The organism is Leisingera sp. M527 (assembly GCF_025141525.1).
Taxonomy (GTDB): Bacteria; Pseudomonadota; Alphaproteobacteria; order Rhodobacterales; family Rhodobacteraceae; genus Leisingera.
This window is the reverse complement of record NZ_CP081037.1, coordinates 402,877-415,386: the sequence shown is the minus strand read 5'-3', so window position 1 is coordinate 415,386 and position 12,510 is coordinate 402,877. Positions and strand designations below refer to the sequence as shown.

The window sequence follows — 12,510 nt, the reverse complement described above, 5'->3', positions numbered from 1 at the left end:
CTCTATCCCCGGACCGCTGGAAAATGCAAGAGATGACACGCATCCTGGCCCTTATTCTGCTAATCTCGGCGGCCCTTCCCGGGACGCCAGCGCTGGCGCGCGGCCTTGGCACCGCCCTGGATCTGATGCGGGCAGAGAAATGGGATCTGGCCGCCCGCGAAGCCGGGCAGCGGCATAGCACCGCCCGCGATATCATCGAATGGCACCGGCTGCGGGCCGGGCTGGGCTCGGCCCGCGACGTGATGGCGTTTCTGGAGCGGCGGCGGGATTGGCCCGGTCTCGCCTATCTGCGGCGCCAGAACGAGGATGCGATTGCGGCCGCCGGCCGCGATACCATTCTGGCCTTTTACACAGATGAACGCCCGCAGACCGCCGAAGGCGCGCTGAGCCTGGGCAAGGCGCTGATTGCCGCCGGGCGGCGCGGCGATGGCGAGGCGGAGATCGTGCTGGCCTGGCGCACCAAGGCAATGGGCAGCGCCATTCAAAAGGCGTTCCTGCGGGATTTTTCCAAGCTGCTGAAACCGCATCATGCGGCGCGGCTGGACCGGCTGTTGTGGGAGGATCATCTGGTCAGTTCCAAGCGGATGCTGGCGCTGGTGCCCGAGGGCGAACGCAAGCTGGCGGAGGCACGCATCGCCCTGCAGGAACGCGCGCCCGGAGTGGATGCCAAGATCGAAGCCGTTCCGGACCGGCTGAAGGGATCTGCAGGCCTTGCCTATGACCGGTTTGCCTGGCGCGACCGCAAGCGGCTGCAGGATGGCGCCATTCAGATGCTGATGGAGCGCAGCACCAGTGCCGAAAAACTGGGTGAACCCGCCAAATGGCTACGCCGCCGCCGCGATCTGGCGCGGCAAGTGATGCGGGACAAGGATTACGAGCGCGCCTATCAGCTGGCTGCCTATCATTTCTCCTCGCCCGAGGACGGTTATGGCTACTCGGACTGCGAATGGCTGGCGGGATATATCGCCCTGCAAAAACTGCGGGACCCAGAGCTGGCCGCGGTGCATTTTCAGCGGTTCCTGGCCTCGGTCGAGACCCCGATTTCGATCGGACGCGGCGGCTATTGGCTGGGCCGCGCTTATGCGGCAATGGGCCAGCCGGACAAGGCGCATGAGGCCTATGCCAAGGGCGCGCAATACCAGACGTCATTCTATGGGCTGCTGGCCGCCGAACAGCTGGGCCGCCCGTTTGATCCGGCGCTGGTGAAACCGGCAGACCTGCCGGACTGGAGCAAGGCCGGTTTTGCCAAATCCTCGGTCACCATGGCAGGGCTCGAACTTCTGAAAGCTGGCGATCTGGCCTTGGCCGAGCGTTTTTTCACCCATCTGGTCGAAACCCTGCCGCCGGTGCAGGCACGCCAGCTCGGGCAGATGGCGGTGGAGCTGAACCAGCCGCATCTGGCCGTGATGATCTCTAAACGCGCGGCCCGCGGCGGGGTGGAACTGGAAGGCGCCTATTACCCCTTGCACCCGGTGGCCAGGCGGCAACTGCCGATGGCCGAGGAAATGACCCTGGCTATTGCCCGCCGCGAAAGCGAGTTCGACCCGGCGGTGATCAGCCATGCCGGCGCGCGCGGGCTGATGCAGGTGATGCCTGCCACCGCCAAACTGGTCGCGACCGAGCTGGGCATTCTGGCAGGCCACAAGACCTCCCGCCTGACCGCCGAATGGGATTACAACGCCAAGCTGGGGGCCAATTACCTGGCAGGGCTGGCCGGTAAATTCCGCGGCAATGTGGTGATGATGGCAGCGGGCTACAACGCCGGGCCGCACCGGCCCACAGCGTGGATGCAGCGCTATGGCGATCCGCGCGATGGCAGCCCGGATATCGTTGACTGGATCGAACACATCCCGTTCAACGAGACCCGCAACTATGTAATGCGGGTCACCGAGAGCCTGCCGGTCTACCGCGCCCGGCTGGGCAAGGCGCCGCTACCGGTCCCGTTTTCAGAGGAGCTGCGCGGCTCAACCCTTCACGCGTTCGCGCCATAGGGTGAACAGGCCTGCCGTGATAATGATGCCGGCGCCGATGGCGACATTGGTGCGGATCACCTCGCCGAACACAGCCATGCCCAGCATCGCCGCCCAGATCAGGTGGAAATAGGCAAAGGGCTGCACCGCGCTGGCCTCGGCCATCTCGTAGCATTTGATCAGCAGCCAATGGCCGGTCACGCCGGACACGCACAACAGCGCCATCCAGAACCAGTCGGTCTGGCTCATCGGTTCCCAGTACCAAATACCGATGGCGGTCATGAAGATCATGCCGGCAACCCCGGTCCAGAAGAAGCTGGTGGCGGTGCTGTCCTTGCGCGCCGCATAGCGGGTGACCAGACCGTAGACGGCAAACATCAGCGCCGAGACAAACGGGATGATTGCCGCCGGGTTGAACACCCCCATGCCCGGCTGCAGGATGATCAGCACGCCGATCAACCCGACGCCAATAGCCGCCCAGCGCCGCCAGCCGACGCTTTCCCCCAGCACCGGCCCGCTGAGAGCCGCCACCAGCAGCGGATAGCAGATGAACACGGCCTGACTCTCAATCAGGCCCAGCACAGTAAAGCCATAAACTGCAACGCAGATTTCACCGACCAGCAAAACACCGCGGAAAATCTGCAGCCACAGCTGATCGGTCCGCGCCGCAGCCCGGATGCCGCCCGGTGCGCGCGCCGCCAGGAACATCACAAAGGCGGCAAAGAACCAGTAGCGCACCATCACCACCATGTAGGTGTTGTAGGTGCCCGCCAAATGGCGCGAGATCCCGTCCTGCAAGGCAAAGACAACCGTCGCCCCGACCATCAGCAGAATGCCCAGCGGCACATTGTTGGTCTGGGCCTTGACCGGGATCGCCTGGGTCATGCTTTCACTGCCTTTGTCATATGCCGCTTGCGCCCGTAGCCGGGGATGCGGGTCACTTCAAATCCTGCGGCCTCCAGCCCGCGGCGCACAAATCCCGCCGCCGTGTAGGTCGCCGCCGAGCCGCCCGGCAAGGTATGCGCTGCAACCTCGCCCATCAGCGCCTCTTCCCACAATTCAGGGTTCTTCGCCGGAGAGAACCCGTCCAGAAACCAGGCATCCGCCCGCTCTGTCCACTCCGCCAGCGACACACGCGCGTCGCCGCCAATCACCTCCAGTTGCAGGCTGCCCAGATCACAGGTGCCAGTGCCTTGCCATTTCGCCAGAAACCGCGTCGCCCAGGGGGCAACCGCTGGGAAGGCCTCCAGCGCCTTGGCCATGTCGGCAGGCGCCATCGGGAAGGCCTCGAAACTGGTGAATTGCAATGGCCCTGCTTGCCCTGCCGCCTCCCAGGCGCGCCAGGCGGCCAGCATGTTCAGCCCGGTTCCAAACCCCAGCTCGGCAATCTTAAAACCCGGGGCAAAGCGTGCAGGCAGGTCATTACCGGCCAGAAACACATGCTCGGTCTCCGCCAGCCCGTCCTGGATAGAGAAATAGGGATCATCAAACTGATCCGACACCGGCACGGTGCCATCGCGCCAGCTGAGGCGGGCCTGCTGGTCTGCCATGCTATAATCCCCTAAGTGGTTGTCCGGAACGGCGCGACACTGGCGAAAGGATCCTCAAATGGCAATGGCAGATGTAACGGTGCGCGGGGCTGGCATATTCGGCCTGTCGATCGCCTGGATCTGCGCCCGGCGCGGCGCGCAGGTGCAGGTCGCGGACCCGTTCGGGGCCGGCGCCGGGTCTAGCGGCGGTCTTGTCGGTGCACTTGCCCCGCATGTGCCGGAGAACTGGAACCCCAAGAAGCACTTTCAGCTGGAAAGCCTATTGATGGCCGAAGGCTTCTGGGCCGGGGTCGAGGCCACTGGCGGCGTCTCCCCCGGCTATGGCCGCACCGGGCGGCTCCAGCCCATCAATGACGTGCGCGCGCTGGAGCTTGCCCGCCAGCGCGAAGTGACGGCCCGCGAGCTGTGGAAGGGCGCCGCCGAATGGCGCGTCTGCAAGGCGGACAGCCTCGGCCCCTGGGTGCCGCCCAGCGCAACGGGCTATGTCATTTACGACACTCTCAGCGCCCGGATGCACCCCCGCCGCGCATGCGCAGCACTGGTCTCTGCCCTGGCTGTGATGGGGGTCGAGGTGCAGCCGGAGGCCGCCGATCAGGGCAAAGTGGTCCACGCCAAAGGCTACGCCGGCCTATTGGAGTTGAACGAGGCATTCGGCAAAACTGTGGGCGGCGGCGTCAAGGGCCAGGCCGCCCTCCTGCGTTTTCACGAGGGTGCGGTGCCGCAGCTTTATGCTGACAGCCTGCACATCATCCCGCACGCAGACGGCACCTTAGCCATCGGTTCCACCAGTGAGCGTGAATTTGAGGACGGCCAGAGCACGGACGTCCAGCTCGACGATATCGTCGACCGTGCCCGCACTGCGGTGCCTGTCCTGCACGGCGCCGAAGTGATCGAACGCTGGGCCGGTGTGCGCCCCCGCGCCAAATCCCGCGCTCCGATGCTGGGTGCCTGGCCTGGCCGCGACCGTCATTTCATCGCCAACGGCGGCTTCAAGATCGGCTTTGGCATGGCCCCCAAAGCGGCCCAAGTGATGGCGGACCTGCTGCTGGAGGGTGCGGACAGCATCCCCGAAGGTTTCCGCGTGGAAGACAACCTCTGAACCACGCCCCGGTCTGCGCCGCAAAGCGGCGCCACGCCCAAGCCGCTAATCTGCCCGGAAAGGGCAGCTTGGGGCGCGGGAGCTCCCCCGTTTCAGCCTCTGGGCACGGCTACTGCGCTCATGCATTGCCGCCCGTCCGGGCCGCGCACCCACAGGTCCTGGCCATTGCAGCACAGGCTGGCGGTCTCGAAATGCATCAGCGGCGAGGACGCCCGGAAGGAAAATTCCGCCAGCGGTCCCATCAGCTCTTCCGCCAGCAGCATCAGATGCTGCGCCAGCAGCGGCCCGTGAACAACCAGGCCCGCGTAGCCCTCTGTTTCGCGGGCATATTTCAGGTCATAGCGGATCCTGTGCCCGTTGAAAGTCAGCGCAGAATACCGGAACAGCAGGGTAGAGTCGAACGAGTTCTGCCGCACTTCTGTCTCATCGGTGCGGGCAGCGGGCGGCACCGGCTTGGGTGCTGCCGGATCCGGGTCTTCGCGGTAGACCAGATCATGCCATTCCGTCAGGCACAGCGCCCCCTGCTGGCGGATCTCATGGCGCAATGTGACCAGCCCCAACGGCCCGGTGCGGCCTGTCTTTTGCTCAGCTCTTTCCAGAACCGACGTCTTTTCCGCCGCAATCCCGGCCCGCAAGGGCGCCGCGAAGCGCAGCCGCCCGCCGGCCCACATCCGCCGCGGCAGGCCCATGTCCGGGATCAGACCAGCGCCGCCCACCTTAGGATGGCCATCGCGGCCCAGATCCTCGGGCGGCAGCGGCGTCCAGAAGTAGAGCTGATGAAAAAACGGCGGCAGCACACTGCCCGCCGAAATCTCCGCCCGCCGCCCCAGCGCCGCCTGAAAGGCAGCCGCCCGGGCCGGGTCTATCATGTCCATAGAATGCTGCACGGGAGAGGAGGCCACATCACGTTTCATGCCGTCACCTTAACCCCGCGCTGCGGCAAGGCAAGCTCAGCGGTCCAGTTCACCGCGCAGCTTCAGCATCAGTTTGGTCAGCGTCGCCTCATAGTGATCGCTGGTCAGCCTGCCCGCCTCATCAAACTCCTTGCTGGATCCCGCCAGATGCACCCCCGGCCCAGTCAGGATCCGCGGCTGGAACGGCACCAGAAAACCGCGCAAAAGCGCCTGCGCCAGCTCGCCCCCGGCCCGGCCTGCCGCCGCCGACATCACCGCCACCGGCTTGTCCGCCCAGGGGTTGCCCTCGGTGCGGCTCACCCAATCGAGCGCGTTTTTCAGCACGCCGGACGGGCCTTTGTTGTACTCCGGGGTGGAAATCGCCACCGCATCCGCTGCCGCGATCTGATCCGCCAATAGCTGCACAGCAGGTGGAATGCCGTCCGCCGCTTCGGCGTCGCCGTCATACAGCGGCAGGTGCAGATCCGCCTCAACCACGGTCGCGGGGCCGAATACCCGTGCAGCTTCGGCCAGCAGTTTGCGGTTGGTGGCCTCGCGGCGCAGGGAGCCGGAAAGGGTGAGCAATACGGGATCAGCCATGGGGTATTCCTTCTGTTCGCGTCTCTGTTGCCCTCATCATGTATGAAGCAGCCCGTACCAGGGAACAGCAATCACCGCGCAGGCCCTGTGCAGCGTTACGTAAACCGGCACCCCCTGAAACGAAAACAGCCCGCCCCGGCGAGGGGGCGGGCTGCCGAACATACAGTCAGGTGCCGGATCAGGCCGCCTGCGGAATCACCACCACCTCGACGCGGCGGTTGCGGGCTTTGCCGTCGGGCGTCAGGTTTGAAGCCACCGGCTGCTCTTCGCCGCGGCCGATGATGCGCATCCGGTGATAGGGCACACCGCCGGCCTGGATCTGGCTGGCAACCGCATTGGCGCGGCGCTCGGACAGGCCCTGATTATAGCCGGCATCGCCATCGCTGTCGGTATGGCCGATCACCTGAATGGTGCTGTTGGGATAGCGCACCAGACTGTCGGCCACCCGGCGCAGGTCGCCCTGCACAGCCGGCGCCACAGCGGCGCTGTCGGTGGCAAATGTCAGATCGTTCGGGAAGGACAGGATCAGCCGGTCGCCGGTGTTGACGATGGTGATGTCGTCATTGGCCAGGGTCTGGCGCAGCTCGCGTTCCTGCGCGTCCAGCTGGTTGCCGATCACCCCGCCGGCAGTCGCCCCGACCAGCGCGCCGGTCACAGCCCCCAGGCCCCGGTCCGAGTCATTGGCGATGGCGCCGACGCCGGCGCCGATGATGCCGCCCAGGATTGCGCCCTGCTGGGTGTTGCTGCCCGGCGTGCCAACGGTTGCCGGATCGGTGCAGGCGCCCAGGCCCAGTGCTGCGGCAACAATACCTGCCGTGGTGAGTTTCATCTGCATCATCAAATTGCCTTCTGTTTTCTCAGACCCGGGCAACGCCCGGCATTCCGAACGAATATCGGGGTGCCGCGCCGCCATCTCAAGTCAGGACCCGCAATCATGGGCGAAATACCGCGCAAAATCCGCCTAAGCTCCTGTTATGGCGCAAAGGCAAAGTCCCAGCCTTCCTGCTCCATCCACAGCTTGCGCAAGGCGCCGGCCTCTGGCGCAAAACTATCCTCCAGCAACTCCGCTGCCAGCATCCGGTCAGTGCGGAAATGCCGGAACCCGCCGCGCAGCTCGCACCAGGCAGCCAGCATGGTGCATTCAATGTGGTAGATCAGCGCCAGGGGGCGCAGGGTCCGGCGGCTTTCACCCCGCTCCGGGCTTAGATAGGTAAGGTGCAGCTTGCAGCTGTCCCGCACCGCCTGGCGCAGCAGACCCTTGGATACACAACCCTGTTCGGGATCATCCAGCGGTGCCCCCCAGGGCGCCACCTGCAACCAGTCGGCGGTGGCATGCACATCCTTGATCTTGTGGCTGACCCGTTCCGCGGCCTTTTGCAAGGCGCCGTCACCTGTGCGCATCAGCATCGCCAGCCCCACATGCAGCGCTTCCAGCTCTTCCTCGTCGAAATTCAGCGGCGGCAGGTCATAGCCTTTGCGCAGCATGTAACCGATGCCGGCCTCCCCCTCGACCGGGGTGCGCATCGCCTGCAAGGCAGAAATATCGCGGTAGATGGTGCGTTTGGAAACCTCCAGCTTTGCTGCCAGATCCTCGGCCCGCAGCGGGGCAGCGGCGGATCGCAGGATCTGGATGATTTCAAACAAGCGGCCGGTGCGCGGCATGGGCAGGCTCCAGTGACAGTCTGCTGACACCCTAGCACAATCCACTGACAACAGACTGTCAGCAGTGGTCTGGTTTTCTGCACTTCCGAGAAGGAGACACTCTATGCTGACTTATGAATGGATTTCCATGATCACCCTGGGCAAAGACCGCTGGGACACGCAGCATCATCTGCCGAAACCTTATGAGGCCGAACGCGAAGCCGCCCGCCAGCGCCACGAAGCCCGGTTAACGGCCAGACCGTCACACCCGGGCCTGCTGCAGCGCCTGTTCAGCCGGCAGCGCGCATATCATCTGCCGCAGCCTCCTCGTCCCGCGCCGCCTCATAAGCAAGCATCGCGCGCTTGACCGGCAGGCCCCAGTGGTAGCCGCCCAGCGCCCCGGATTTGCGCAGGGCCCGGTGGCAGGGGATCAGCCAGCTGACCGGGTTTCGCCCGACTGCTGTTCCAACCGCGCGCACGGCCTTTGGAGATCCAATGGCCTGCGCCAGCTCGGAATAAGTGGTGACGTGACCTGATGGGATGCGCAGCAGCGCTTCCCAGACCTTGATCTGCAGTGGCGCCCCGATCATGTGCAGCGCGGTCTCGCCTTTTTGGGCAAACGCAGCCTCTGCCTGCGGGCGCAGAGCTGCGGGATCCTCGACGAATTCCGCCTGCGGCCAGCGGGCGCGCATGTCCGCCATGGCGGGCTCCGCCCCGGTTTCGGCAGCAAACCCCAGCCCGCAGATGCCCTTTTCCGTGCCCATCACCAGCGCCAGGCCAAAGGGGCTGTCGAACCAGCCCCAAAAGATCCGCAGGCCATCCCCCTTGCGGGCATATTCGCCGGGGCTCATCGCCTCCCAACGCAGGAACAGATCATGCAGCCGGCCGGATCCCGACAACCCCACAGCGTGCGAAGCCTCCAGCGTGGTGAACCGCTCGCGCAGCAGCGCCTTGGCATGGCCCAACCGCAGATACTGCTGGTAGCGTTTGGGTGAAACCCCGACCCAGGAGGAAAACAGCCGCTGAAAATGCGCCGGGCTCATATCCATACGGGCAGCCAGCTGCTCCAGCGTCAGATCCTCGCCGCCGTCGTCGATCAGCTCAATCGCCCGGCGCATGACGCCGTAATGATAGGTGTTTTCCCGTGTTTCGATATTCATCCGCCCAACCTGTTCTGACTTACGGACCAGCTTACTACGCCCGCTCCGGCCGTTCGACCCGGAACTTGCGAAATACCCCGCCCCGCGCACTCGCTTGGAAAAGCGGGGCCGGGGCGGCAAGCACAGAAGTGCCGGGCCGGGGCGGAAAATGCTGTAAAAACCGCCGCCGCAAACGCAGCATTAAAAGCTGCCCGCCTGCTCTCTTACATGCCGCCGCAAACTGCCCCGGCACCGCAATTTCAATTGCTCTTTAAGGTCTGACCTGTACATAAGCGCTGCCATGGCAAAGCAACTCGACTATCATACGCTGCGCGAGATTTTCACGCGCTTCCAGGCAGCTGAGCCCGAACCCAAGGGCGAGCTGGAACATGTCAATGTCTACACGCTGGTGGTGGCAGTGGCGCTTTCGGCGCAGGCGACCGATGCCGGTGTGAACAAGGCAACCCGCGCGCTGTTCAAGATCGCCGATACCCCGCAGAAAATGCTGGATCTGGGCCTTGAAGGACTGACCGAACACATAAAAACCATCGGCCTGTTCCGCCAGAAGGCCAAGAACGTGATCAAGCTCAGCCAGATCCTGGTTGATGACTACGGCGGCGAGGTGCCCAATTCCCGCGCCGCATTGCAATCCCTGCCGGGAGTAGGCCGCAAGACTGCCAATGTGGTGCTGAACATGTGGTGGAAACAGCCCGCACAAGCAGTGGACACCCATATCTTCCGCGTCGGCAACCGTTCCGGCATTGCCCCGGGCAAGGATGTGGACGCCGTGGAACGCGCGGTGGAGGATAACATCCCGGCGGATTTCCAGCAGCACGCCCACCATTGGCTGATCCTGCATGGCCGCTATCACTGCAAGGCGCGCAAACCGATGTGCGGCAGCTGCCTGATCCGCGATCTGTGCATGTATGAAGACAAGAACCTATAAACCTTTGGCGCGGCATATTTTCCGAACCGGAACCGCTCCGGATTTTCCCGAGGAGGGACCATGACCAAAACCTATCAGCTCGTCGGTATCGGTAACGCCGTCGTCGATGTGATTGCACAATGCGAAGACAGCTTCCTGGCCGAACAGGGCATCGAAAAAGGCATCATGCAGCTGATCGAGCGCGAGCGCTGCGAGGATCTTTATGCTGCGATGGGCAACCGGGTGCTGACCCCGGGCGGCTCGGTCGCCAATACCATTGCAGGCGCCGGCGCGCTGGGGCTGCAGGCCGCCTTTATCGGCCGGGTCCGCGGCGATGCGCTGGGACAATTCTATGCCGATGCGATGAACAACGAAGGCGTCGCCTTTGTGAACCCGCCGGTTACGGATGGCGAGCAGCCGACGTCACGGTCAATGATCTTTGTGTCGCCCGACGGTGAACGCTCAATGAATACGTATCTGGGGATTTCTTCGGAACTGAGTTCGGCGGATGTTCCCGAAGACGCCGCCGGGAAGGCCAGGATCATGTTCCTGGAGGGTTATCTGTTCGACAAGGACAAGGGCAAGACCGCCTTCATGGAAGCGGCCCGCAAATGCCGCGAGGGCGGCGGCCGGGTCGGCCTGTCGATTTCCGACCCGTTCTGCGTTGAACGGCACCGGGACAGCTTCCTGAGCCTGATCAGCAACGAACTGGATTTTGTAATCGGTAATCAGGACGAGATTTGCGCGCTGTTTGAAACCGATGACCTGGAGGCCGCGATGGCCAAGACCGCCGCGATCTGCCCGCTGGTGGTCTGCACCCGGTCCAGCGACGGGGTGACCGTGCTGAATGACGGCGTGCGCATCGACGTCCCGGTCGAAGCCATTGTGCCTGTCGATGCCACCGGCGCGGGCGACCAGTTTGCCGCCGGCTTCCTGTTCGGCATGGCCACTGGCCGCAGCCTGGAAGTCTGCGCCCGGATGGGCTGCATCTGTGCAGGCGAAGTGATCCGCCATATCGGCCCGCGCCCGGAAACCAATGTTCTGCACCTGCTGGAAGAAGCCGGACTGGCCTGAATTCAGCGGCGTTCTCCCGCCCGTCGAACCAGCACCTGACGGTGCAGTCTCTCCCGTTGGGGGTGGCGCAGAGCGGCTTTGCCGCTCTGCGCCACCCCCGCCCCGCCGTCCGCAGGACGCAAGGGCGCCAGCCCGCGCAGCCCCCTTACTTCAGCGTATTTGGACTTTTTGAACTTTTGGCGTCAGCTGTCAGCCGCCGCCTGGGCTTTGCTCAAAAGCGCCTTGAAGGTCTCAACCTCCTGTGTCCCCAGCCCCTCCAGCAGCCGCGCCTGCGTCTGCACATGCGCGGTTACCGCCCGGTCAACCAAGGCAAGGCCTTCCTCAGTCAGCCCCACCAGAAAACTGCGGCTGTCCTCCGGGTTCACGTCGCGCTTGACCAGCCCGTCCGCTTCCAGCCGGTCGATCCGGTTGGTCATCGTGCCCGAGGCCACCATTGTTGCCTTCAGCAATTCGCCCGGTGACAATGTGTAAGGGTCTCCCGAACGGCGCAGCGTGGCCAGCACATCGAATTTGGCCGCATTCAACCCGAACTCTGCAAAGGTCGTGTGCATTCCGCGCTGATACGCCAGGTACAGCCGCGCCACCCGGCCAATCACGCCCATGGCCGTGACATCAAGGTCCGGCCGCTCCCGTTCCCATTGCTGGGTAATGTAATCCACATGGTCCATATCCCCGGTTTAGAAGATTGCATCTTGACGTCAAGATAAAATCCATTATCTCGACATCAAGATAAGGAGAACCCCATGCCCATCCGGACCCTTCTGCTGACGGCGCTTGCCCCTGCCATCTGGGGCAGCAGCTATATCGTGACGACATCTCTGCTGCCCGGCCATTCGCCGCTGGTGGTGGCCTTGCTGCGGGCGCTGCCTGCGGGGCTTTTGCTGCTGTTGCTGGTGCGCCGGCTGCCGCCGCTCAACTGGCTGCCGCGCCTGGCGGTGCTGGGGGCGCTGAATTTCTCACTGTTCTGGGTGCTGCTGTTTGTATCCGCCTACCGCCTGCCGGGCGGCGTTGCCGCGACGCTGGGTGCGGTGCAGCCGCTGACCGTGGTGTTTCTGTCGGCACTAGTGCTGAAATCGCAGATCCGCGCCGCCGCCGTTGCCGCCGCCCTGCTGAGCATCGCCGGTGTTGCTCTATTGGTGCTGACACCTGCGGCCGAACTCGACACATGGGGCGTGCTGGCCGGCCTAGGCGGGGCGCTGTCGATGGCTGGCGGTGTGGTTCTGAGCCGCAAATGGCAGCCGCCTGTGCCGCCGCTCACCTTCACTGCATGGCAGCTGACCGCAGGCGGGCTGATGCTGGTGCCGGTGACGCTGTGGATGGTGCCGGAGATCCCCGTTTTCACCGCCGCCAACATCGCCGGCCTCGCCTATATGAGCCTGATCGGCGGCGCGCTGACCTATATCCTGTGGTTCCGCGGCCTGGCCCGGATCGAGCCGTCGCAGGTGTCTTTGCTCGGCGTCCTCAGCCCGCTGTCGGCAGTGATCCTGGGATGGCTGCTGCTGGGTGAGACCCTGACGCCCAACCAGATGCTGGGCGCCGCACTGGCCCTGTTCAGCCTGTGGCTTGGCCAGTCGCGGCTGTGCTTGCGCGCCAAACGGCACCCAGCCCCGGCAAAGTAA

General features: G+C 64.4%; 13 protein-coding genes. 5 read left to right on the top strand and 8 right to left on the bottom strand.

The features are described from left to right. Positions 1–32 precede the first annotated feature (32 nt). A complete protein-coding gene (locus tag K3555_RS02165) occupies positions 33–1,991 on the top strand; it encodes a lytic transglycosylase domain-containing protein (RefSeq protein WP_260007209.1) in 1,959 nt (652 codons plus the stop codon). Here the strand turns inward: K3555_RS02165 and K3555_RS02160 are convergent. Beyond that, positions 1,965–2,855 carry a DMT family transporter gene (locus K3555_RS02160; protein WP_260007208.1) on the bottom strand — a complete coding sequence of 297 codons (891 nt, stop codon included), beginning with the start codon at positions 2,853–2,855 and terminating at the stop codon, positions 1,965–1,967. The genes K3555_RS02165 and K3555_RS02160 overlap by 27 nt on opposite strands. After that, complete coding sequence (mnmD, locus tag K3555_RS02155) at positions 2,852–3,520, bottom strand: tRNA (5-methylaminomethyl-2-thiouridine)(34)-methyltransferase MnmD (RefSeq protein ID WP_260007207.1); 669 nt, start codon at positions 3,518–3,520, stop codon at positions 2,852–2,854. Before mnmD ends, K3555_RS02160 begins: the two co-directional genes overlap by 4 nt. Positions 3,521–3,578: 58 nt before the next feature. Between mnmD and K3555_RS02150 the strand changes: the two genes are divergently transcribed. Beyond that, complete coding sequence (locus tag K3555_RS02150) at positions 3,579–4,619, top strand: FAD-binding oxidoreductase (protein WP_260007206.1); 1,041 nt, start codon at positions 3,579–3,581, stop codon at positions 4,617–4,619. Between the two features lie 92 nt (positions 4,620–4,711). Here K3555_RS02150 and K3555_RS02145 read toward each other — a convergent pair whose 3' ends face one another. From K3555_RS02145 to K3555_RS02125, 5 genes are all read right to left on the bottom strand, one after another. Beyond that, a complete protein-coding gene (locus K3555_RS02145) occupies positions 4,712–5,533 on the bottom strand; it encodes an acyl dehydratase (RefSeq protein WP_260007205.1) in 822 nt (273 codons plus the stop codon). Between the two features lie 36 nt (positions 5,534–5,569). Next, positions 5,570–6,112 (bottom strand): NADPH-dependent FMN reductase, encoded by a 543-nt coding sequence (locus K3555_RS02140; RefSeq protein WP_260007203.1) that lies wholly within the window; start codon positions 6,110–6,112, stop codon positions 5,570–5,572. Between the two features lie 178 nt (positions 6,113–6,290). Next, positions 6,291–6,950 carry an OmpA family protein gene (locus K3555_RS02135; RefSeq protein ID WP_129372080.1) on the bottom strand — a complete coding sequence of 220 codons (660 nt, stop codon included), beginning with the start codon at positions 6,948–6,950 and terminating at the stop codon, positions 6,291–6,293. 134 nt (positions 6,951–7,084) lie between these two features. Beyond that, positions 7,085–7,774 (bottom strand): YafY family protein, encoded by a 690-nt coding sequence (locus K3555_RS02130; protein WP_259989617.1) that lies wholly within the window; start codon positions 7,772–7,774, stop codon positions 7,085–7,087. A 269-nt stretch (positions 7,775–8,043) separates the two neighbouring features. Beyond that, positions 8,044–8,913 carry a bifunctional helix-turn-helix domain-containing protein/methylated-DNA--[protein]-cysteine S-methyltransferase gene (locus K3555_RS02125; RefSeq protein ID WP_260007202.1) on the bottom strand — a complete coding sequence of 290 codons (870 nt, stop codon included), beginning with the start codon at positions 8,911–8,913 and terminating at the stop codon, positions 8,044–8,046. Between the two features lie 280 nt (positions 8,914–9,193). Between K3555_RS02125 and nth the strand changes: the two genes are divergently transcribed. Further along, on the top strand, positions 9,194–9,838 hold the full coding sequence (nth, locus tag K3555_RS02120) for an endonuclease III (RefSeq protein WP_259989612.1): 645 nt from the start codon (positions 9,194–9,196) through the stop codon (positions 9,836–9,838). A gap of 60 nt (positions 9,839–9,898) precedes the next feature. Beyond that, positions 9,899–10,891, top strand: a complete 993-nt coding sequence (locus K3555_RS02115; protein ID WP_260007201.1) for an adenosine kinase — start codon at positions 9,899–9,901, stop codon at positions 10,889–10,891. Between the two features lie 182 nt (positions 10,892–11,073). Here K3555_RS02115 and K3555_RS02110 read toward each other — a convergent pair whose 3' ends face one another. Continuing rightward, a complete protein-coding gene (locus tag K3555_RS02110; RefSeq protein ID WP_259989608.1) occupies positions 11,074–11,559 on the bottom strand; it encodes a MarR family winged helix-turn-helix transcriptional regulator in 486 nt (161 codons plus the stop codon). Positions 11,560–11,634: 75 nt separating this feature from the next. Between K3555_RS02110 and K3555_RS02105 the strand changes: the two genes are divergently transcribed. Next, a complete protein-coding gene (locus tag K3555_RS02105) occupies positions 11,635–12,510 on the top strand; it encodes a DMT family transporter (protein WP_260007200.1) in 876 nt (291 codons plus the stop codon).